We start from the raw sequence: 23,580 nt of genomic DNA on the forward strand, positions 1-23,580 counted from the left end.
AAATAAATTCTGTCATTAAAACAGCGCGGAAAGTACACATGGGCAGATCGTTCGTTTTTCTTTTATAAGTGCAGACGTGCAGGCCTGCGGATATAAGTACAGGTGCGCAGACCTGCGGATGCAGGCGCAGGGGTTCAGCCTTGCGGAGACACCGTCTGCTTGAGCACATTCTTATTATATGAGGCAATGCTCAGAAATTCGGAAATAATCCGTGCGCCTGCCAGTGTTGTAATATTCCCTGTATCATACTGCGGGGCCACTTCGACGAGATCAAATCCTTTAATGTTCAGCCCGGGAAGGGCAAGCCGCAGAAGTTTTAACGCCTCAGCGGTGGTGAAGCCGCCGGCAATGGGGGTCCCGGTGCCGGGAGCGTAAGCGGGATCGATAAAATCGATATCAAATGTCACGAAAACAGGGCAGTCACCGACTGTGTCCCGAATACGCTGCGCAGCGCTCTCCAGGCTGATCTTGTGGAGTTCCTGTGCTTTTATGATTTTCATGCCGTGACTGAGGGCAAAGTCATGATCTGTTTTGCCGCCGGAGCGGAGACCGATCTGAATGCCGTGGGCGGCATCCAGGCTGCCGTTGTTGATGGCGAGCCGGAACGGGGTCCCGTGAGTGATCAGACAGTTCCCGTCGCCATCGGGAGCGTCCCAAGTGTCCGTGTGGGAGTCGAAATGGATAAATGCCATGGGACCGTATTTCTTTTTCATGGAACGGAGTTCGGCAAAAGTAAGTGCGTGGTCTCCTCCTACGCCGATGGTAACGCCGTCTGTCTCGCTTAAGATCTGATCCAGCTGACTGGTGACGGCGAGTATAGTCTCGTGTACATTCTGGTAAGGAATATCAAAGTCTCCATAATCTATTCCGGTAAAATTCTCTCTGGCGTTAAACTGGAATTCAATGTCATAATTGGAAAATCCCCAGCATTTCCGGATCTCTCTCGGGGCGAAACGTGTCCCTGGGCGGTTGGACGTGGCACAGTCATAAGGCATGCCGTAGATGACCGCATCGGCGCCGGATATATCTCTGGAATGAGGAAAGCCCATAAAAGTATGGATTCCCGTGCTGGGAAAAGCAGGAATATCGCCCTGTTCTGCTAGATTTTTCTCTTCGAATTCTTTTGTCTTTTCCTCGGTGTCCGGGAAAAGCGGAACACCGCTGCCACGGCGGAGAGTGCCAAGCTCTTTTCTCTTCGCGATGGAACCGATCATGTCTACCAGGATGCCGTCCGCAGCCTGGCAGGTGAGTCCGCCGCTGTCAAGATCGGGTGCAACTTCTACGATGTCAAACCCTTTGATGTCAAGAAGCGAAGCAATGCCGCGTATGATCTGTCTGGCCAGGGTTGTCTCCGGACCTCCGACTACCGGCGTACCGGTTCCCGGTGCAGCTGCGGGATCGAGAAAATCAATATCAAAGGTCAGAAAGCAGGGGGCATTGCCGACCTGTTTGAGTATTGTGTCTATGACGGCATCTGCCTTCATATCGAGAAGCTCATAGGCATGAATGACTTTCATGCCCCTGTCTTTGGCAAAATCATAATACTCTTTGCTGTGAAAGCCGCCGCGCATTCCGATCTGGATGGAATGTTCACAGTCGATCAGACCTTCTTCCACAGCACGGGAGAAGGGAGTTCCATGATCGTATTTCGTTCCGAAACAGCGGACGTCCCTGTGGGAATCAAAATGTACAAGGGCAACCGGTCCGTAGTATTCTTTGATGGCACGAAGTTCGGGCAGGGTAACGGAATGGTCTCCGCCAAGGATTACCGTGACGACGCCATGAGAGAGGAATTCTTTCATAGCTGATGTTATCATATGGAAAGAAGGCAGGATATAACCGTGTTTTACCTCGATATTTCCATAATCCGTACCGGAAGCAAGGGAGGTCTCAACCTCAAGATTCTGATTGTATCCCATGTGTTTCCAGTAGCAGTTGCGGATGGCGTCCGGGGCAAAACGTGTGCCGGGTGAACCGCTGGTGGCAGAGTCGAATCCGATGCCTGCCACAACATAATCACAGGTGTCAAGGTCTGCCCGGTAGGGAAGATTTTTATAAGTATTAAAACCGGTTTCCGGTTGCTTTTTTACTGTTTCTGTCATACCTGTATTCCTCCTATATTCCAAAGTCTTCATATGATGTAATGCCGGCTTTCCTGCAGGCAAGCAGCGTCAGGAATTCATAGATAAGCCGTTTCCCGGCTATCGCTGTCTTATCACCGGAGTCATACTGCGGATTTACTTCCACAAGGTCGAAACCGATAAAATTCTTGCCGATCAGGCAGCAGCGGAGAAGTTCGAGAGCCTCCCATGTTGAAAATCCGCCGCCTTCCGGTGTACCGGTACCGGGAGCATAAACCGGATCGAGAAAATCAATGTCAAATGATACAAAGACCGGGGCGTCTCCCAGAATACCGCGGATTTTTTCCGCTGCAGTGTAAATATCCATTTTATGAAGAGCTTCCGCGGTAATGACCGTCATGCCCGATCCCCTTGCAAAAGAATAGTCTTTTGCAACAGCTCCGGTAAGGCCCCGCATTCCGATCTGAACGGAATGGTCTGTAAGGATGCAGTCATTTTCGATGGCGTCCTTGAAAGGAGTGCCGTGATCTCTCGGGGCATCGGGTGCCATCTCATGGTATCCGGTATCAGAATGACTGTCAAAATGAAGGATGGCAACTTTGCCAATGGCTTCCTTATATCCGAGAAGTTCCGGAAATGCGATGGAGTGATCTCCGCCTACCAGGACGGGGATGATTCCGGCTCCTGCCATTTCTTTCACTGTATTCGTAATGTTTTCGGCAGACGGTTCCGGGAATCCGCACTGTACGGGAATGTCTCCATAGTCGATCCCCTGTATATGGTCGAAGAGAGTCAGGTCGAAGGCATCGCTGTAAAGCTGTGCCCCGTAGGCATTACGGATGGCGTCGGGACCGAAGCGGCAGCCGGGACGGAACGTCACCAGTGTGTCGAAAGGAACACCGGCTATGGCAAAATCGATTTCTTCCAAAATCTTTGCATCCTTTGCATATGGAAGATCGAGAAAAGTTGAGATGCCTGTACATGCCGGACCAAGTCTGCGTTTTTTCTGTGGAACGTATTTCATAGTACCTCATTACCTCTTTTCTTTTTTATAATGTCTAAACACTAAATCTTTGCGCTGCACAAAAGTCAAGCGCTGATCAGAAACAGGCGGACAAACGGAAAATGTCGCAGAATGAGTGAATGTCGGAAGCAGTAAAACTTTTTGTGACATAAAACTCGGAAAGTGAAATTTCCAATGATAAACCTTTGTGTAGAACAAAAGTCAATTAAGAAAATATAAAATAAAAAATATTAAAAAAAAGCATTGACAGCCTCCAAAATTGCGCGTAATATGCACAGCAACAAGAATCACGACAGGATTCCAACGAGGGAATGGCAAAAAAGCCATCCCTTTTTTTATTTCCCGAAAAGAGAGGAGAGGATAATATGCGGGACTACGTGAGGTATATCGCAAAGAGAATTCTTATGATGATTCCGATTCTGCTGATTGTTTCATTTCTGATTTTTTTCCTGCTGAGGATCACAAACATCGATGAGGCAGCGATCATAATCGGCGAGCGACAGTCTACACCGGAGGTAAGGGCGAGGGTCATTCAGGAATATGGCCTGGATCAGCCGAAGCTTCTGCAGTATTTCGACTGGCTCAGGGGAGTGGTCACCGGGAATTTCGGAATTGACTACACGAGCGGTCAGGATGTAGGAGAACTGATTTCTTCCAGAATCCCGGTTACACTCGGACTGGTGCTGATCAGTTCGGTTCTTGGTATGGTGTTTGCCATCATCCTTGGAGTGATTGCAGCACTTCACCGGAATAAACCGATCGATACCGCTATTTCCTTATTTATGTTGTTCTTTTCCAGTGTGCCGAGCTTCCTCGTCAGTATCTTCGTACTGATTATACTGGTTCAGTTTGTACCCGGTTATTCGTTTGTCGGAAGCTTCAGCAATACGGCGGAGTTTTTCCAGAGGATCAGCGTACCGGCATTTATCATGGCGCTGGGGCATCTGGCACTGCTGGGCCGTGTCACCCGGAGCAGCATGACTTCCCAGTTGCAGTCGCCCTATATTGTGACTGCAAAGGCGAAGGGAATCCCTGACCGGCAGATTACATATAAGCATGCGTTTCACAATGCAGTCATTCCGGTACTTACCGTCGCAGGTATGAGTTTTGCATCCGCCATAGGAGGTACCGTGCTGATCGAACAGATCTTTTCACTGCCGGGCATAGGAGGTCTGCTGATCTCCGCAGTACAGGCACATAATTTCCCGGTAGTACAGATTCTGGTTATGTTTATGCTTCTCGTTTACCTGGTTATGAGCCTCGTGGTGGACATCATGTATGTGATTGTGGATCCCCGGGTGAAACTGAAATAGATGTATAAACAGGGAGGTAGAGAGAAATGAAAAAGGAGAAAGGAAGAAAATCCAATAACGGAACTTTTTTTACCGTACCGGTTATTGTCAGCGGAACGATCCTGCTTATTATTCTGCTGTCTGCGGTTTTCGCCCATGTGATAGCACCTTATTCGCCGGAGGCGACAGATTATAACGCTTCTCTTGCCAGGGCTTTCAGTCCGGGACATATTCTGGGAACCGACCGGATCGGAAGAGATCTGTTTTCCAGACTTCTCTGCGGGGCGCAGACTTCCATATTTAATGCGATCCTGATCGTAGCGTTCGAGGTTGTCGTCGGCGTTCCCATCGGAATGCTCTGCGGATATTACGGCGGAAAGCTGGATGACCTGGTCATGAGGATCTGGGATATCGTCTGTTCCATCCCCAGCCTGCTTCTGGCATTCATCATTGTGGCTGCATTTGGAACGGGAACCTATTCCGGCGTCCTTGCCATCGGCATTGTATATACACCGCTGACGGCCAAGCTTTCAAGATCACTGATGATGACGGAGAAGACCGCGGTTTATGTGGAAGCGGCAAGATCGCTTGGATACTCGGATGCGCGAATCATCTTTATCCATATTCTTCCCAATATTATCACGACAATGATTGCCCAGTTTACACTGGATATCGGATCTGCCATCACGGCAATGGCCACTCTGAGTTATCTGGGACTTGGAGTGCAGGCGCCGGGGGCAGACTGGGGAACCCTGCTGAAGGATGGCATGGATATGCTGTATCTGAATCCGGTTCTGCTGATAGCGCCGGCGCTGGCGGTTATGATCACTGCGATCTCTGTGAATATCCTGAGCGACGGCATCCAGGCATACATTGATCCGGAACAGAGAAAACTTCCTTCTTTCAAAAAGTACCGGAAGAAATTTCTGGTGCCCCAGAAAGCAGGATTAGCGAAGAATGTATCAGGCGTGGAGGGAAAAGCATGAGAGAAGAGAATATTTTAGAGACAGAAGATCTCTGTGTCAGCCTGATGACCGTCCGCGGAATCATTTATGCAGTGCAGGGAGTGAATCTGACAGTAAAAAGAGGTGAGGTACATGGAGTCGTCGGTGAGAGCGGATGCGGAAAGAGTGTATCCACAAAGGCGATTCTGAGACTCCATGATGACGAGAAAACGGAGTATGGCGGGCATATCAATTTCGCTTCCGGGGAGGGAGAGGTAGACATTCTCTCTCTGAATAAAAAGCAGATGACCGCGCTTCGCGGAAAAGAGATTGCCATGATCTTCCAGGATCCCATGACCGCGCTGGATCCCATTATGAAAGTGGGAGAGCAGGTGGCCGAGCAGCTCCGCGCAAAGAAAGGTCTGGACAAACAGGGGAGCAGGGAGGAGACGCTGAAACTTTTTGAAAAGGTGGGAATCCTGCCGGCGGAGAAACGATATGAGCAGTATCCCTTTGAGATGAGCGGTGGAATGCTTCAGAGGATTATGATCGCCATGGCACTCTCCTGCCAGCCCAGACTGCTGATTGCAGACGAGCCCACCACAGCGCTTGATGTGACGATTCAGGCACAGATCCTGGATCTGATCAAGGAGCTTCAGCGGGAAAGCGGAACATCGGTTATCTTTATCACGCATGACCTGGGAGTGATCGCGGAGGTCTGTGATTCCGTATCCGTCATGTATGCGGGCCGTGTGGTAGAGAGCGGAAATATTCTCGAAATATTCGACCATCCGGCGCATCCTTATACGCGGGCTCTGCTGGAGAGCAACCCGAAGGAAAGCGACCGGGGGGAATATATGAAGACGATCCCGGGTACGCCGCCCCTCTTGTATGAGCAGTTTACCGGATGCCCCTTTGCACCGAGATGCAGTTATGCTACAGAAAAGTGCAGAAGCAGCCTTCCGGAGTATGTGATGATAAGCGCAACCCATTCCGTTGCCTGTCACAATTTTGAAAAAGGGGAGGAGGAATAAGTCTATGGCAGAGAAATTAATCGAAGTGAAAAATATCCGGAAATATTTCCGGGTGGACGGAGGAAAGCTGGACAAGGCGAAGGCCCGTTATCTCCACGCGGTGGATTATGTCAGCTTCTCGGTGAGAAAAGGAGAGATCTTCGGGATCATCGGGGAGAGCGGCTCCGGGAAATCTACCATAGGACGATGCCTCCTGCGGTTTATTGATATAGATTCCGGTGAAATCTGGTATGAGGGAGAGAAGATCAGCGACCTCTCCGTAAAACAGATGAAACCCTACCGGAAGAAGATGCAGATGATCTTCCAGAATCCATTGGCATCCTTCAACCCGAAGAAGACGATCGGTGCGAGTTTCCGGGAGATCGGGAAGGTGTATAAAGTGTCGAAAGATGAGATGGAGGCGAGGATCAGCGAGTGGGTGAATTATATAAATCTTTCGGAAGATGTGCTGAGCAGACTTCCAAAAGAACTTTCAGGCGGACAGCTCCAGAGACTTGCGATAGCCAGAGCGCTTCTGGTACAGCCGGATTTCCTTCTGGCGGATGAACCGGTATCGGCACTGGACGTATCGGTGCAGGCGCAGGTGCTCAATCTCATGATAAATCTGAAAAAAGAGAAGGGCCAGACGATTGTGTTTATCTCACATGACCTTACGGTAGTAAGGCATGTCTGTGATAAAGTTGCCGTAGTCTATCTCGGCGTGATCGTTGAGATGGGAAAAACAGAAGACGTGTATAAGAATGTACTCCATCCCTATACACAGGCGCTGATCTCGGCAAAGCCAAAGGAACATCCTCTGGAAAAGAAGGAGCGCATCCTTCTGGAAGGGGAGATTCCGAACGCCATAAATGTACAGGAGGGCTGCAGATTTGCCAACAGGTGTCCCCGTTTTAAGGAGGGACTCTGCAGCAACCGGACGCCGAAACTTAAGAATATGGGCGGCGGACATTATGTGGCATGTCACTATCCGATTGGATATGAAAAAATGATGAAAGAGGAGAGGATGTTATGAAGAAGAGACTGGTAAAGACACTAATGGCAGCAGCACTTGCAGTTTCCCTGATCACCGGATGCAGTTCATCGGGCGCAGGAAATCAGGGACAGTCTTCATCCGGAGGCAGTTCCGGAAGTGACGGGGACGAGGTGGTATTTACGATCGGCTTCGGCACGGAACCACCGTCCATGGATCCGAAGGATTTTAATACATCAGCCTGTACCCTGATCAGTTACGACTGCTATGACACCCTGCTGAATTTCAGCATGGACGGCCTGGATGTGGAGCCCTGTCTGGCGGAGAGCTGGGAGCAGGTGGACGATACGACCTATACATACAAGATCCGTGAGGGAGTCAAGTTCAGCGATGGAAATGACATGACCATGGATGATGTGCTCTATTCCATGGAGCGGGTCACAAATGAGGCGTACTCCATGAGTTATCTTTTCAACAGTGTGGATTACTGGGAGGCAGATCCGGATACCTGGACGCTGACGGTCCATCTGAAACAGCCGGATGCCACATGGAAATATGTTCCGGCGACTTCGCCCTGTACGGTAGTGGAGAAAGCGGTAGTAGAGGCGGAAGGCGACAACTACGGACAGATCAACGGATCCTGCGTAGGCACCGGCCCGTATATGCTGGAGAGCTGGGATTCAGGCTCTGAGATCGTCACAGTGAAGAATCCGTACTACTGGAATGATCCCGATTCCCTGGATGTGGACAAAGTTGTCTATGAAGTGATTGCGGATGACACTTCAAGAGCGCTGGCGGCCCAGAGCGGACAGATCGATTACACGAGAGGTCTTACTTCGGCAACACTTCCTACTTATGAATCATGTAAGAATATGACGATTACCAATTATGATGCGACAACGACATCCTTCCTTGCATTTAATACCGCAAGGGCACCCTTTGATGATGTGAATGCCAGGAAAGCCGTGGCTTACTGCATAGATAAGAGCGCGTTGACCAGTCTCATCGGCGGAAAATATTCTAAAGAGCAAGGAGCCTTTATCCTTCCGAGAAGTATGTTCCTGTTGGATGAGGATGCATGGAATGAGGCAAATGATACTCTGGAATCCTATCAGCAGGATTACACAAAAGCAGCAGAGGCACTGGCGGCGTCCAACAGCCCGGATGGATTTGAGTTTAACATGTACACTACTCCGACTTACAAGGCAGGATGTGAGGCAATTCAGTCCATGATCAAGGAATCCGGACTGCCGATTACCATGAATATTGTTGAGATACAGAATTCCGATTCATTCTCTATCCGGTATGGATATACAACGGATGAAAATGGATATCGGGTATACGATATGCTCTATACCGGCTGGGTATCTGACTGGCTCGATCCTACGGGATATATGAGAAATATGCTGTGGGGCGGAAGTAATTACCAGGGCGGAGCCAATTATGCAGCCTACACAAATGAGGAATTTGATTCCCTTCTGGATCAGTCCTACCTTGAGACGGATGATCAGGTTCGTTCGGATCTGATGCTTCAGGCAATGAAGATAGCAGTGGACGACTGTCCGTATGTTACGCTTTATGAGACCAATGATACCTATATTATCAACGACCGGTTTGACTATGAAGAAGGTCCGAACTTCTTCTGGAACTTCAGTGTGGCGAATGTACATCTGAAGTAAGGATGGTGAGTAAGGAGGCGTTGCAATGTATTCAGCAATAGACACATTGTGGATGATGGTTGCCATTGTGCTCATCTTCATGATGCAGGCAGGATTTACCATGCTGGAGACAGGCTTTACGAGGAGAAAAAATGCCGGCAATATCGCCATGAAAAATCTGATGGATTTTGTGGTCGGCGCGCTGGTGTTCTGGATTGTCGGATTCAGTCTGATGCACAATGATGCTGTCCACGGAATTATCGGGAAACTGGATATCTTCTCCCGGGGAGATTACTCGAGAGTGGATTATCCGGGAAACGCATACCTCGTATTCCAGATCATGTTTTGTGCCACATCATCAACGATTGTTTCAGGAGCCATGGCAGAGCGCACGAAGTTCAGCGCTTATCTGGTGGTCGCTGCTGTGATCAGCGCCATTGTCTACCCGATCTCCGGATGCTGGATCTGGAATGAGGGAGGATGGCTCCGGGAACTGGGATTCCATGATTTTGCCGGATCTACGGCAGTCCATGTGGTGGGCGGCACCGCCGCGCTGGTGGGAGCAAAGATCCTGGGACCCAGGATCGGAAAATATACGAAAGACGGAAAATCCCGGGCAATTCCCGGACACAGTATCTCTTTCGGAACACTGGGAATCTTTCTTCTCTGGTTCGGATGGTACGGATTCAATGCAGGTTCTACACTGAGCCTGACCGGAGACGAGGCGATCCAGACGGTAAGCAATATCGTTCTGAATGTTACAATCTCTGCTGCCGCAGCATGCTTTGTGGCGCTGATGGTGAGCTGGAGACGTTACGGAAAGGCGGATCCGACCATGACGATCAACGGCGCCCTGTCCGGTCTTGTGGCCATCACGGCAGGATGTAACGAAGTCAGTGCATTCGGAGCTCTGTGCATCGGATGTATCGCAGGATTCGTAGTCGTATTTGCAGTGGAGTTTGTGGATCAGAAATTAAAGATCGATGATCCGGTGGGCGCGGCAAGCGCCCACGGAGTCAGCGGAATGCTCGGCACGGTCCTGACCGGAGTCTTTTCGCTGAGAGCGGGTTTCCTTCACACCGGAAGATTTCAGTTTTTTGGGGTGCAGATACTTGGAACACTTGTCGTTTTCCTCTGGGTGCTTGTCTCAATGACGATTGTATATATGATTATCAAAAAGACCATGGGGCTGCGTGTCAGCGAGGAGGATGAGATCAAAGGCCTGGATGAGTCCCAACACGGGCTGGTTCAGATCCATACCGGCGTGACCGCAGATTACGGAACCATTCCTTCTCCTGCGAAACTGATCGATCAGATTGACCTTGACAGTGATCTGGATGATCAGGAACCGCTTCCGGAGGAGTATATGAAAGCCGACGGCAGGATGCACAAAGTGGTTGTTATCATGAACTCGAACCGCCTGGAGGCACTGATGCGGGCGCTTGACCGGATCGACATTACAGGAATGACAGTGACGAATGTAAGCGGATGCGGCATGCAGAAAGGAAACCGCGAATATTACAGAGGAACGGAACTGGAATCCCATCTGCTTCCGAAAGTGAAGGTTGAGATTGTAATCTTTACCGTGCCTCTCGGGCTGCTGATCAATACGATCAAAAAGACAATCCACACCGGACATATCGGTGACGGAAAGATTTTTGTATATGATGTGGCTCAGGTTATTAAGGTACGTACCGGAGAAGAGGGCAGGGAAGCGCTTGAATAAAGCGTTCCCTCCCTGATGTTCCGGATATGCAGGGAAGCTGCCGTACAGTTTCCCGTTCAGGAAAGGAGAGAGATAAATGGACAATAATATGGAAGAAAGAAAGCAGCCGAAGTATACGCCTGCCGACTGGCTCACGGGAAAGAGCGGTGACATGGATGTGGCGCCGGGAACTTTCGGAAGACTTCCCTATATGAGAACGCTGGAAGATGTAGATTATGTTGTGGTCGGAATCCCGTTTGACACACTGACCAGCAACCGGCCGGGGACACGTTTCGGTCCGAAAGCCATCCGTGAGGCATACGGTGGAATCAACTATGTATACGGCACGGATGTGTATGCCGCTGAAACACTCTCCGGAGTGGACTACGGCGACATTCAGGTGCAGAACGGAGACACAAAACAGAGCTTTGAGAATATTAAGGCAGAGATCGGGAAAATCCTTGAGGCAGGCGTGATTCCGGTAGCGCTCGGCGGGGATCACTCCATTACCTACGCGGAACTGCTCGCTTACCGGGATGTCTATGGTCCCGTATCTCTGATCCATTTTGATTCCCATACGGATACATGGGGCGGTGAGGAGTCCCTGGATTTCCCCACACATGCCAATCCCTTCCGCAATGCGATTCTGACAGGATGTATCGATCCGAAGACTTCCATCCAGGTGGGAATGCGGGGCATTATGAAGAGCGAGCATGATTACGATTTCGCTCACGAGAACGGCCTGGAGCAGATCTTTGCGACAGACCTTCACAAAATGGGGGTATATGAGGCGGCGAAAAAGATCCGGGAAAAGGTCGGAAACAACAAGGTTATGGTGACATTTGATATTGACTTTGTCGATCCTGCCATCGCGCCGGGAACCGGGACTCCGGTGCCGGGAGGATTTACTTCCTGGGAGACACTGGAACTTGTCAGAACAGCGATTACCGGACTCGACGTTGTCGGATTCGATCTGGTGGAAGTGGCGCCGAATTATGACCCCACAGAAAATACACAGCTTTTGGCGAACAAACTCGTCGGTGAATTTATTACGGCGATCGCAGCGAAAAAAGCAGGAATCCGGGAATATACATACATGGAAAAGAAGCAGTAAGGGGGCAGACAAAAAATGTGGAATGAAACAATACCCGAAGAAATCAGAAAGCAGATTGACGAAAATACATACGGGCTTGCTATGGCGTCTTTCGGCGGCATTCCGTTGAAGAGAGAGTTTGACAATGAAGATTTCTGTGTTGTGGGGATCCCCTATGACACCTGTACATCCAGAAGGGCAGGGGCAAGGTTCGGCCCGCGGGCAATCCGTGCAGGAGTCCACAGTATTGCCGGGATCAATGAAAAGGGCATCTATTCCCAGGATGCACACTATGTGATCAGAAACCTGAAAGGAATGGATTACGGCAATATCCCGGTGAAAAACGGATACACGGAAATATCGTTTCAGGTCATCTATGAACATATGAAAAATATCCTGGATCACGGATGTACGCCGATTGCGCTTGGCGGCGACCATTCCATTACATATCCGGAGCTGAGGGCGTATGCAGAGAGTGCGGGGAAACCCGTAGCGATCATTCATTTTGATTCCCATAACGATACGACGGATACTCCGGAAAACCGTAAGTTTACCCACGGTACGCCGTTCCGCCGGGCGTTTGAAGACGGATTCCTCGATGCGGCACATTCCATTCAGATCGGGATCCGCGGCTACATGGACAGCCACCGCCTTAAATTCGCAGAGGAGAACGGGATGGAGGTCATTACGGCAAGGGAGCTCCATAAGATGAGTCCTGAGGAGTGTGCAGAGAGGATCCGCGCACAGGTGAAGGATGCGCCCTGTATTGTGACATTTGATGTGGATTTCCTCGACCCGGTCTACACCCCCGGAACCGGAACACCGGTGGCGGGAGGATTTACCTCCTATGAGGCATATGAACTGGTCCGCCAGGGGCTGACGGGACTGGACATCAGAGGGTTCGATATTGTGGAGGTGACCGAGGACTATGATCCGGCGCAGATAACCGGACTTTTTGCAGGATATCTTGTCGTACAGTTCCTGGTTGTACTATCGAAGAACAAGGCAGAAAAGGAGGGCAAATAAATGTTGGAGAGAATACCGGAAAGATTTCAGCCGAGAAACATTTCGGACGGAAATGCGCTGAACAGTTTCCTGAATCTGGACTACTGCACAGATCTTGAGGGAGTGGATATTGCTCTTGCCGGCATCCCGTTTGATCTTGCGACCAGCAACCGCCCCGGGACGAAAATGGGACCGAAATATTTGAGAAGCAGAGTTTATAAAGGCTGTAAGGTTGACGAAGTGCTGGATATCAATATCGGAGACAAACTGAAGATTGTGGATACCGGAGATTTCAAATTAATGGGTGGATATCTGCTGGATGATTTTGCACTGATTACCGAGCAGACGAAAAAGATCCTGGATGCAGGGGCAACTCCGGTAATTGTGGGAGGAGACCATTCCATCACGTTTCCGGAACTGGCAGCCTACTATCAGGTATACGGTCCCATGGCAATGATTCACTTTGATTCCCATCTGGACACGGGAATGTATCACATGAGTCCCACAAAAGAGATCTATACCCACGGTAATCCGTTCAGCAATGCCATGAGGAAAGGGTTCCTTGACGGAAACCATACGATACAGATCGGGATAAGGACCGGCTCGCCGAAGATGAATGATGAGTATACAGAGAATTACGGCAGAGAGATCCTTTACGCAAAAGAACTTCACGCCATTTCCTATGAGGAAGCGGCAGAGCGGATCCGCAGAAAGGTAGGGAATATGCCGTGTCTTGTGACATTCGACATTGATTTCCTGGATCCTGCGTATGCACCGGGTACAGGAACACCGGTAACCGGAGGATTCACAGTGTATGATGCCATGATGATCCTCGAAAATGCTCTGCCCGGGCTGAATATCGTGGGTGCTGACATGGTGGAAGTGGAGCCGTTCTTCGATCCGTCGGAGACGACGGCAATCTCGGCAAACAATGTGCTGGCAAAACTGGTGACATGTATTGCATATAACAAACTGACGGAGAAGGAAAAGGAACAGGACTAAGATGTGAGGAGGGATCTTATGGATAAGAAAGACAATCTTCTGTCGATTTCCGAGATGGCGAAATTGAGGAAAGTTACGACAGAGACGCTGCGCCATTATGACCGGATCGGATTGTTCAAGCCGGCATACACGGATCCCTCCAGCGGATATCGCTACTATACGATCAGCCAGTACGAAAAACTCGGCACGATCAAAGAGTTAAGGCAGCTCGGCATGGGGCTTACCGAGATAAAAGAATATTTCAATAACCGGAATGTCCGCAAATCCATGGAACTGCTGAAGAAATATCATGAACAGCTGGTAAAGGAAATTCAGGAAAAAAAGGCGGTCGAGAAGGTAATTGCCGAAAAGATCGCCTTTATGAACAGTATTAAGGACATGCCTCCGGCAGGCAGAATATTTGAGTCGGACCTGCCGGAACGTTATATGGTGACTTACGGGCGGATGGAGCCGGAGAAAGAGGATATCAGTTATGCCCTGACAAGACTGGAGGCTTCCATGGATGAAGTGGCGCCTGTTCTGGCGTCGAACCGCCTCGGAGTATACAGCGGCATGCAGCTGTGCCGGATAACAGAGGAACTGAAGCCCGGCGAGCGCTTTGAGGCCGCTCCGTTTATTCTGTGTGACAGGAAATACAGAAAATCAGAATATTTCAGGAGAATACCTGCCGGGCATTATGTATGCGCGTATTACAACGGATTCTGGGCGACATGTTCGGAATTTTTTGAAAAGATAGAGGACTACATGAAAAAGAACCATCTGGAACAGGAAGGGTTCTTTTATCAGATTTATCAGATTGACATTACACTTACGGATCATTTTGATGAAACGCTGGTCGAGCTGCAGATTCCGGTAATGAAATGTTGACTGAAAGAGAAAGGTGGAGGTTTATGGAAACTGCAGTAAGCTATAATGCGAAGGCAGAAAACAGACAGTTTTTCAGAATGATTTTTGCCACAGTTCTGCCGCTGCTGATCCAGTCGGTTTTTACACAGAGCAGCAATTTCGTCGATCAGCTGCTGATCAGTTCGGTTGGCACGGAGGCGATCGCGGCCATCGGAGCGTCCAACAAACTGATGACCCTTTATAACGGTTTCCTGTATGGAAGCTGCAGCGGATGTGCGATGTTCATGGCTCAATACTGGGGAAAAAAGGATTATAAGAGCTTTCAGAAGATTTTCGGGGTACTTGTGACGGTTACGGTTGCGGCAGGCGTATTCTTTTCCGCCATCGTCATCCTTATACCGGAGCGGCTCATCCACTTTTTTGCGGATGATCCTCTGGTTGTCGATCTTGCGGTGGAATATATGCGCACGGTAGTTCTGGCGTATTTCCTGATGAGCGTCATCTTCCCGCTGGAGCACATGATGCGGAGCATGAATAAGGTGAAAGTCACAATGATAGAAAGTATTATCTCTGTCATTGTGAACTGTGTGATCAGCTATATCCTGATCTACGGGAAACTGGGATTCCCGGCAATGGGAGTGGCAGGAGCCGCGATCGGTACAGTGATCTGCCGTATCGTGTCGCTGATTATCCTTATCGTTTATATCAAGGTATCAGGCAATGTGATCTTCCGGGATGCAAGAAATATTTTTGTCTATAACCTTACCTTTGTGAAAGCGTTCTTTAAAAAGGCACTTCCGCTTATTGCAAATGAGATGTTATGGCAGCTTGGAACGACGATCTACTTCATTATATACGGACGTGCCGGTACGGATGCACTGGCAGCCATGAGTATCATGCAGACTCTGCAGCAGCTTTCCAAGATCTTTTCCGGTTCTTTCTGCGGAGCCAGCGCCATCATCGTGGGCAACGAGATCGGAAAGGGCGATGTGGGAAGAGTCAACCGTTTCTGCAAAAAATTCCATGCTGCGGCAATGGTTGTCGGAATTGTATCCGGACTTGCTGTTCTCGCTGTCAGACCGCTTATGCTCTACATCTATTCAATAGAAGGAACAGAGGTGGGAAATTATGTTTCCCAGTGCATGCTTGTGCTGAGTCTCTATATTCTGCTGAATGTAAATAACAGTATCAATGTGGAAGGAATATTCCGGAGCGGAGGCGATACGTCATATGTAACACTTATGGATATGGGAAGTATCTGGTTTGTCGGCATGCCGTGGACACTGATCACCGGTCTGCTGCTGCACACGAATGTGGTGGTCATTTACTTTGCATATATTGTACTTGAGCTGTATAAGCTGCCCCTGGGGTATTTCCGTTTCCGCTCCGGAAAGTGGCTGCACATGCTGTATAAGGAAACGGATCAGGCTCAGGCTGTAACGGGCGAGTAAAGGAGGATGAAAGATGCGCTTGACACCAAGAGAGACAGATAAGCTGATGCTTCATCTGGCAGGGAATCTCGCAAAAGAAAGAAAAGACCGGGGACTGAAATTAAACTACCCGGAGGCGGTTGCCTATATCAGTTCCGAACTTCTGGAACTGGCAAGAGAAGGGCATACGGTTGCGGAACTCATGAGCATGGGGGCAAAGATGCTGGATTGTGATGAAGTGATGGACGGTGTGCCGGAGATGATCCATGAGATTCAGATCGAGGCCACGTTTCCGGACGGGACAAAACTTGTGACGGTACATAATCCGATCCGTGGAAACGGCAGGCTGAAGCCGGGCGAACTTATCACTGAGGAGGGGGAGATCGAGCTGAACGCCGGAAAAGATACGGCGCAGATCACTGTGACCAACACGGCGGACCGCCCCATCCAGGTCGGTTCCCATTTCCATTTCTTTGAGGTGAATAAAGCCCTTGATTTCAACAGAAACCTGGCTTACGGCATGCGCCTGGATATTCCGGCAGGAACGGCGGTACGCTTTGAGCCGGGAGAAACCAGGCGGGTCAGTCTGGTGGAGATCGGAGGCACCCGGGAAGGCTACGGCCTGAACGGCCTCGTGGAAGGGAAGATGGATGATCCTTCAGTGAAGGAAAAGGCGCTCAAAACAGCGAAAGAAAGAGGTTTCAAGGGGGTGGATCAGGATGAATAAGATCAGCAGGGCAAAATATGCGGATATGTACGGGGCGACCACAGGCGACCGCATCCGTCTGGCAGATACTTCTCTGATAATTGAGGTTGAGAAAGATTATGCCACTTATGGTGAAGAGGCGAAATTCGGCGGAGGCAAATCTACCCGCGACGGCATGGGGCAGTCCTGTACGGTACCTGACAGCCGGTGCCCGGATACGGTGATCACGAGTGCCGTGATCGTGGACTACTGGGGAATCGTAAAAGCGGACATCGGGATAAAGGACGGGAAGATCTGCGGCATCGGGAAAGCCGGCAATCCTGCCATCATGGCCGGTGTGGATCCGAACCTGATCATCGGTGCCGGAACAGAGGTGATCGCCGGGGAAGGTCTGATTGTGACTGCCGGGGGTCTGGATACCCACATCCATTTTATCAGCCCGACTCAGGTGGAAACGGCTCTTTACAGCGGGATCACTACCATGATCGGAGGAGGAACCGGACCGGCTGACGGGACAAACGCCACCACATGTACGCCGGGGCGGTTTAACATCGAAAAGATGCTGGAGGCATCTGAGGAGCTTCCGGTGAATCTCGGATATCTGGGAAAAGGCAATTCCTCCAGTCTGGAAACCATTGCAGAGCAGATCGAGGCGGGAGCCTGCGGCATGAAACTTCATGAGGACTGGGGTTCCACGCCTGCGGCAATCGACTACTGCCTGACCATGTGTGACAAATATGATGTGCAGGCGGCGATTCATACGGATACGCTGAATGAGGCGGGTTTTGTGGAGGATACGGTAAATGCATTTAAGGGCAGGACGATCCATACATACCACACGGAAGGCGCGGGCGGCGGACATGCACCGGACATTATCCGGGCAGCATCATTTCCGAATGTCCTTCCGTCTTCTACGAACCCGACCATGCCCTATACGAGGAATACACTGGACGAGCATCTGGATATGCTGATGGTCTGCCATCATCTGGACAAAAAAGTTCCGGAGGACATTGCATTTGCGGATTCCCGGATCCGTCCGGAAACCATTGCGGCGGAGGATGTGCTGCACGACATGGGGATCTTCTCCATGATGAGTTCGGATTCCCAGGCCATGGGACGTGTCGGCGAGGTCATCACGAGAACATGGCAGACTGCAGACAAGATGAAAAAGCAGCGTGGACCGCTTCCGGAGGACAGCGAGAGGAATGACAATTTCCGTGTCAGAAGATATATCGCAAAATATACGATCAATCCTGCCATCACCCACGGCGTCTCGGAATACGTCGGGTCTGTGGAGATTGGAAAGATGGCGGATCTTGTCCTCTGGAATCCCGCCATGTTCGGGGTGAAGCCGGATATGATCATAAAAGGAGGCTTTATCATGGCTTCCAGGATGGGGGATGCCAACGCCTCCATTCCGACGCCGCAGCCGGTGGTATATACGAAGATGTTCGGCGGCTACGGTCTGGCAGAAAAGAGAAGCTGTATTACCTTTGTGTCAAAAGCGGCATATGAGAGCAGGATTAAGGAGCGCCTTTCCCTGCAGAGACAGGTACTTCCCGTGAAAAACTGCAGGAATATCGGGAAAAAAGACATGAAGAACAACGACGTTATTGCAGATATCCGGGTAAATCCGGAGACATATGAGGTGCGCGTCGACGGGAAGCTGATCACCTGTGAAGCAGCGGAGGAACTGCCGCTGACACAGAGATATTTCCTGTTCTGAGAGCAGATGAATGGAAGGAGAATATGAGATGCTGGTGAAAGAAATACTGGGAAATATATCAGATTACCCGATGGAGGGAAAGGAGACGGACCGCTTTTTCCTGGAATGGTATGAACTGGACAAAAAGCTGCTGCGCAGGGCGTCAGAGAGCGGCGAAGAAGTGGGAATCCGGATCGATCAGCGGCTTCATGACGGAGATGTCCTGTATGACGATGCGGGACGGGTTCTGGTGGTAGAGGTTCTGCCCTGCGACCTGACCCGGGTGAAGGTGCATTCGATGAAGGAGATGGGACGGCTCTGCTTTGAACTCGGGAACCGGCATCTCTCTGTATCCATCGGAGAAAATGTGGTCCGTGTGCCATATGACAGGCCAACTTTTGAATATCTGGAAAAGCTTGGATTTGCCCCGGAAAAAGTAAAAGAAAAGTTCACGGACTTTACGGTCTGCCATGCGCACGGACACTCGCATGAAGGCGGTCATGTACACAGCCGTCTGCATGAAGGCGCTCATATGCCGGAACATTCTTACGAAAGCAGGTATGCGCATGGATAAAAGGAATTTTCTTAAGATCCTCCAGTCTGTAGACGCTTTCTTCCCTGTTGGCGCCTTTACTCTCTCCAACGGGCTGGAGGATTATGTCCTGCGGGAACGGATCGGATCGGAGGAAGACCTGGGCGAATATCTGAACAGTTTTCTGCAGACATTCCCTTATCAGGATCTGGGAATTATGTCCCTGGCATACCGCAATGCCGGCAACCGGGAATATCTGTCGGTTCTTGACGCTGTTGCCGCAGCAGTGAAAGGCGCGAAGGAAATCCGTCTCGGGAGCATACGTATGTGCAGCCGTTATGTCAAGGCGCGCGAGGCGATGGGGGACTGCACGGGAGAACTGCGGTGGTACAAAGAACAGATAAAAGAGAAAAAGCTGCTGGGCTTCATGCCGGCAGCTCTCGGTCTTTATGCGGCTGAACTCGGTTTCCCCCAGGAGGAAGCGCTTACGATGTACGGATACAGCAGCCTGTCGGCAATCGTGAATAATGCGGTGAAACTGGTCCCCTTAAGCCAGATGGCAGGACAGCGGGTTCTCTTTGAATCACTGGAAAGACTTGAGCATGCAGTGAATCAGGCTGTGGCTGTGGAGCTGTCGGACATCGGGATATCGGGGACTGCGTATGAAGTACACTGTATGAATCATGAGCATTTGTATTCCAGACAGTATATGTCTTAGCATATATCATAAAAGGCTTATAGGGCAAAGACGTACATATCACAAAGGAGGAGATCGCAATGTCATATGTAAAAATCGGCGTGGGAGGTCCGGTGGGATCCGGGAAAACGGCTTTAATCGAACGGATTACGAGGAAAATGTCACAGGACTATTCCATCTGTGTTATCACAAATGATATCTATACAAAAGAGGATGCGGAGTTCCTGATCAAAAATTCGGCATTGCCGGCAGAGCGGATTATGGGTGTGGAGACCGGCGGCTGTCCGCATACGGCCATCCGGGAGGACTGCAGCATGAATCTGGAGGCTGTGGAAGAGATGGCAGAAAAATTTCCGGATGTGCAGATTATTTTTATCGAGAGCGGCGGGGATAATCTGTCCGCCACATTCAGCCCTGACCTGGCGGATGCAACGATCTACGTCATTGATGTGGCACAGGGAGAAAAAATTCCAAGAAAAGGCGGACCGGGAGTGACGCGTTCGGATCTGCTTGTCATCAACAAGACGGATCTTGCGCCCATGGTGGGGGCAAGTCTGGAAGTCATGAAACGGGATTCCGAGCGCATGCGCAAAGGCCGGGATTTCCTGTTTACGAACCTTATGGAAGGAAACAGCGTGGATGCTGTGATCAGCTGGATTAAGAAAAATGTTCTGATGGAGGATCTGTAAAACAATGCTGACAGAACTTAAACTGCAGATTGTCAGAAAAAACGGGAGAAGTATAATCGGGGACAGCTATTTTACCAGTCCCCTGAAGCTGGGGACACCGGACGCAGAGCGGGACAGGCTGAATGTTGTCTTTATGATGGCATCCGCCGGAATTCTCAAAGGGGATGAATTTGTATATGATATCCGCTGCGGAGAGGGAACAAAGACGCTGATGACAGATCAGTCCTACACGAAGATATTTGATACCGGTCCGGAAGGAGCGAAGAAGTCCCAGTATATTCGGGTGGAACGGGGAGCCTCCCTGTATTACAATCCCTGTGCGGTGATTCCCTTTGCCGGGAGCAGCTATGAAGGGGAACTTCATGTGGAATTAGACCGTGACAGTGAGTTCGCCTGCACGGATATTCTGGCAGCAGGCCGCACGGGAATGGGGGAAAAGTTCGCATTCCGGAGCTACCGGAACCGAATCTGCGTGGAGATGGACGGGATCCCCGTGTGGATGGATCACTGCTTTCTCCATCCGGCACATATGGAACTGGAAAGCATGTTCTTTTTTGACGGTTTTACACACCAGGGGACGTTCTATTATTACGGCCCGGAGGAAAAGCAGCGCCTTTTCCTGGAATGGTATCAGGAAAAGCGGGAAAAGCAGGAATCCGGCATGGGCCGGACTGCCGGGGGAATCACCGAGGCACGGAAGGGGATCTGCCTCAGAGTTCTTGCCCGGACAGCCCAGGATATCGAGGAAATCTTTGCCGGGGCAGCGGGGGCGCTGGGGATGGAGCAGTGAAACTCAGGGACTGCCTACCCTTCGTATTCGATCCTTACCGGTTTCTTTCCGGTCAGTTCCGCGCTTCTTTCATCCGGCTGGGAGAATCCGGCGAAGATCTCATAGCGCTTTCCGTCCCGGAACCGTTTCCCGTTTTCATCTACCACGGTAAAGCAGTCCGCGCGCAGGGAAATATTTGTGCAAAGCTGCCCGTTTCCGTTCAGGTGGACGCGCCGGAATGCCGCAAGATGGGGATGGGGCGTCTCGAACGGAGATTCCAGGTCGCGGATGTAGATCTGGAGCACGTCGTCCGTGGGTACGGAGCTTCTGTTTTCCATCTGCACTTCCAGGCAGAGTGCATCTTTCTCTTTCCCGCTTACTTTTACGGAGGTGACCTCGGTATCCGCATAGGTCAGACCGAATCCGAAGGGATACTGTGCCTTCCCTTCCATATACCGGTAGGTGCGTCCCTTCATGGAATAATCTTCAAAGTCCGGCAGCTGTTCCAGAGATTCGTAGAAGGTCACGGGCAGTTTGCCGGAAGGAGAGCAGTCGCCGAAGAGAATCTCTGCAGCAGCCATTCCGCCCCGGGCGCCGGGGTACCACAGATCGACAATGGCGTCGAAATGCTCTGCGGCGAAGGAGAGATCGATGTCGCTTCCCGCCATCAGACAGAGGATGACCGGCGTGTCTTCCATAGCCACAGCCTCCATCAGTTTTCTCTGGGATTCCGGAAGCTGCAGATCTGTCTTATCGCCGGAGGCATAGCTGTTTCCGGTATCGCCTTCCTCCCCTTCCAGAGTCTCGTCCAGTCCCAGACAGAGGATCACAACGTCGCTGTTTCTTGCCACCGTGCGGGCTTCGCTCAGACGGTCGAAATCCCAGGCAAGCCCTTCGGTTTTGTTCAGGAAGAGATGACTGCCCTCGGAGTAGAGGATGCGCACGGTGTCTCCCGCATATCTGCGGATCCCGTCCAGAACAGTGATATACTCGGAAGCAGTTCCGTGGTAGTTGCCGATCAGGGAAGCACGGCTGTCCGCGTTTGGTCCGATTACCCCGATGGTGCGGATCGTTTCTTTTTTCAGAGGCAGGATGCCGTTATTTTTCAGGAGAACGACGGACTCTCTGGCAGCCCGTTCACTCAGAGCCAGATGTTCCGGGCATTCTACCGTGTCATAGGGGATGGAGTCGTACTCCGTCTTGTCAAAGAGACCAAGCAGATAGCGGGTTGTGAACAGGCGGACCGCTGACTCGGTGATCTGTTCCTCTGTGACCAGCCCCTGTTTGTGGGCGTTCACCAGATGGAGATAGGTGGAGCCGCAGTTCAGATCGCATCCGGCGTCGATAGCCAGGGCTGCGGACTGTGCAGCTGTGCCGGTCACCATATGATGTTCGTGAAAGTCTTTGATCGCCCAGCAGTCAGAAACGACATGTCCCTCAAAACCCCATTCCCCGCGGAGAATATCCCGCAGAAGCATATAGCTTCCGCAGCAGGGCTCGCCGTTTACCCGGTTATAGGCGCCCATGACAGATTCCACGTGGGCTTCTTTCACACATGCCTCAAATGCAGGCAGGTATGTCTCGCGCAGGTCTTTTTCTCCGACCTGTGCGTCGAATTCGTGGCGGCATGCCTCAGGGCCGGAGTGTACGGCAAAGTGCTTGGCGCATGCAGCCGCAGTCATAGTCTCCCCGTCTCCCTGCATTCCTTCTATATAAGCTACCCCGAGACGGCTGGTCAGATAAGGATCCTCCCCGTAGGTCTCGTGTCCACGTCCCCATCGGGGATCGCGGAAGATGTTGACGTTGGGCGCCCAGAAGGTAAGCCCTTTGTAAATGTCTCTGTCATCCAGGGCGGATGCGGCGTTGTATTTTGCCCGTCCTTCTCTGGCAATGACTTCGCCGGTGCTGTGCAGCAGTTCTTCATCAAAAGTGGCTGCCATGCCGATCGCCTGCGGAAATACCGTAGCTGTGCCGGCGCGGGCAACCCCGTGGAGCGCCTCGTTCCACCAGTTGTATGCGGGAATATTAAGACGCGGGATTGCCGGTGCGTCATAGCGGAGCTGGCTTGCCTTCTCCATAAGCGTCATCTGCCCGACGAGGGCTTCTGCCTTTTTTCTTGCTTCCTCTCTGTTCATGATTATTTCCTCCTTGGATGTAAATGTAATAATTCAGAAAAACTTATATTTAGTTTATCAGAACAGAAGTATTCTGTCCTTTTAATTCTTGCGAACCGGTGAGCGGATCTTGCGATTTTTTTCTGTGCTTTTGTTTGATGGGGCTGCACAGAGAAAATTGTGGAGTGAATAAAATAACTGCAGGGGAAAAACAAATTATATCTTCAAAAAAATGCGATTTTGCAGTATGATGGTTGAATAAAAAATGCGATTTTGCAGGAAAA

General features: G+C 50.7%; 20 protein-coding genes. 17 read left to right on the forward strand and 3 right to left on the reverse strand.

All coding sequences use genetic code 11. The features are described from left to right. Positions 1–134: 134 nt before the first annotated feature. Both speB (B5F07_RS10025) and speB (B5F07_RS10030) read right to left on the reverse strand, forming a co-directional pair. The gene (speB, locus tag B5F07_RS10025) at positions 135–2,102 is read right to left on the reverse strand and encodes an agmatinase (RefSeq protein WP_162613101.1); all 1,968 of its coding nucleotides are present in this window, start codon (positions 2,100–2,102) and stop codon (positions 135–137) included. A 13-nt stretch (positions 2,103–2,115) separates the two neighbouring features. Continuing rightward, complete coding sequence (speB, locus tag B5F07_RS10030; protein WP_087161146.1) at positions 2,116–3,105, reverse strand: agmatinase; 990 nt, start codon at positions 3,103–3,105, stop codon at positions 2,116–2,118. A gap of 365 nt (positions 3,106–3,470) precedes the next feature. Between speB (B5F07_RS10030) and B5F07_RS10035 the strand changes: the two genes are divergently transcribed. From B5F07_RS10035 to B5F07_RS10115, 17 genes are all read left to right on the forward strand, one after another. Beyond that, positions 3,471–4,418, forward strand: a complete 948-nt coding sequence (locus tag B5F07_RS10035; protein ID WP_162613102.1) for an ABC transporter permease — start codon at positions 3,471–3,473, stop codon at positions 4,416–4,418. A 26-nt stretch (positions 4,419–4,444) separates the two neighbouring features. Further along, entirely contained in the window at positions 4,445–5,383 is a 939-nt protein-coding gene (locus B5F07_RS10040; protein WP_087161148.1) for an ABC transporter permease, read from the forward strand. Continuing rightward, positions 5,380–6,375 carry an ABC transporter ATP-binding protein gene (locus B5F07_RS10045; protein ID WP_087161149.1) on the forward strand — a complete coding sequence of 332 codons (996 nt, stop codon included), beginning with the start codon at positions 5,380–5,382 and terminating at the stop codon, positions 6,373–6,375. The genes B5F07_RS10040 and B5F07_RS10045 overlap by 4 nt, the downstream gene beginning before the upstream one ends. A 4-nt stretch (positions 6,376–6,379) precedes the next feature. Continuing rightward, the gene (locus B5F07_RS10050) at positions 6,380–7,387 is read left to right on the forward strand and encodes an ABC transporter ATP-binding protein (protein WP_087161150.1); all 1,008 of its coding nucleotides are present in this window, start codon (positions 6,380–6,382) and stop codon (positions 7,385–7,387) included. Continuing rightward, entirely contained in the window at positions 7,384–9,024 is a 1,641-nt protein-coding gene (locus B5F07_RS10055; protein ID WP_087161151.1) for an ABC transporter substrate-binding protein, read from the forward strand. Before B5F07_RS10050 ends, B5F07_RS10055 begins: the two co-directional genes overlap by 4 nt. Before the next feature lie 25 nt (positions 9,025–9,049). Continuing rightward, entirely contained in the window at positions 9,050–10,729 is a 1,680-nt protein-coding gene (locus B5F07_RS10060; protein ID WP_087161152.1) for an ammonium transporter, read from the forward strand. A 76-nt stretch (positions 10,730–10,805) separates the two neighbouring features. Further along, complete coding sequence (gene speB / locus B5F07_RS10065) at positions 10,806–11,822, forward strand: agmatinase (RefSeq protein ID WP_087161153.1); 1,017 nt, start codon at positions 10,806–10,808, stop codon at positions 11,820–11,822. Between the two features lie 15 nt (positions 11,823–11,837). Further along, positions 11,838–12,827, forward strand: a complete 990-nt coding sequence (gene speB, locus B5F07_RS10070; protein ID WP_087161154.1) for an agmatinase — start codon at positions 11,838–11,840, stop codon at positions 12,825–12,827. Continuing rightward, on the forward strand, positions 12,828–13,808 hold the full coding sequence (speB, locus tag B5F07_RS10075) for an agmatinase (RefSeq protein WP_087161155.1): 981 nt from the start codon (positions 12,828–12,830) through the stop codon (positions 13,806–13,808). It begins immediately after the preceding gene. An 18-nt stretch (positions 13,809–13,826) separates the two neighbouring features. Beyond that, on the forward strand, positions 13,827–14,675 hold the full coding sequence (locus B5F07_RS10080) for a MerR family transcriptional regulator (RefSeq protein ID WP_087161156.1): 849 nt from the start codon (positions 13,827–13,829) through the stop codon (positions 14,673–14,675). Between the two features lie 23 nt (positions 14,676–14,698). Continuing rightward, complete coding sequence (locus tag B5F07_RS10085) at positions 14,699–16,105, forward strand: MATE family efflux transporter (protein WP_162613103.1); 1,407 nt, start codon at positions 14,699–14,701, stop codon at positions 16,103–16,105. A 13-nt stretch (positions 16,106–16,118) separates the two neighbouring features. Beyond that, positions 16,119–16,811, forward strand: a complete 693-nt coding sequence (ureA, locus tag B5F07_RS10090) for an urease subunit gamma (protein WP_087161158.1) — start codon at positions 16,119–16,121, stop codon at positions 16,809–16,811. Beyond that, positions 16,804–18,516: an urease subunit alpha gene (gene ureC / locus B5F07_RS10095; RefSeq protein WP_087161159.1), complete on the forward strand. Its 1,713-nt coding sequence runs from the start codon at positions 16,804–16,806 to the stop codon at positions 18,514–18,516. Before ureA ends, ureC begins: the two co-directional genes overlap by 8 nt. A gap of 28 nt (positions 18,517–18,544) precedes the next feature. Beyond that, positions 18,545–19,069, forward strand: a complete 525-nt coding sequence (locus tag B5F07_RS10100; protein WP_162613104.1) for an urease accessory protein UreE — start codon at positions 18,545–18,547, stop codon at positions 19,067–19,069. After that, complete coding sequence (locus B5F07_RS10105) at positions 19,062–19,745, forward strand: urease accessory protein UreF (protein ID WP_162613105.1); 684 nt, start codon at positions 19,062–19,064, stop codon at positions 19,743–19,745. The genes B5F07_RS10100 and B5F07_RS10105 overlap by 8 nt, the downstream gene beginning before the upstream one ends. 59 nt (positions 19,746–19,804) lie before the next feature. Further along, positions 19,805–20,413, forward strand: coding sequence for an urease accessory protein UreG (gene ureG / locus B5F07_RS10110; RefSeq protein WP_087161162.1), 609 nt, complete (start codon positions 19,805–19,807; stop codon positions 20,411–20,413). Positions 20,414–20,417: 4 nt separating this feature from the next. Beyond that, positions 20,418–21,203 (forward strand): urease accessory protein UreD, encoded by a 786-nt coding sequence (locus tag B5F07_RS10115; RefSeq protein WP_087161163.1) that lies wholly within the window; start codon positions 20,418–20,420, stop codon positions 21,201–21,203. A gap of 14 nt (positions 21,204–21,217) precedes the next feature. Here the strand turns inward: B5F07_RS10115 and B5F07_RS10120 are convergent, their stop codons facing one another. Next, complete coding sequence (locus B5F07_RS10120; protein WP_087161164.1) at positions 21,218–23,317, reverse strand: glycoside hydrolase family 3 C-terminal domain-containing protein; 2,100 nt, start codon at positions 23,315–23,317, stop codon at positions 21,218–21,220. Between the last annotated feature and the right edge of the window lie 263 nt (positions 23,318–23,580).

It is taken from the genome of Lachnoclostridium sp. An169 (genome assembly GCF_002160525.1).
Lineage (GTDB): Bacteria > Bacillota > Clostridia > Lachnospirales > Lachnospiraceae > Mediterraneibacter > Mediterraneibacter cottocaccae.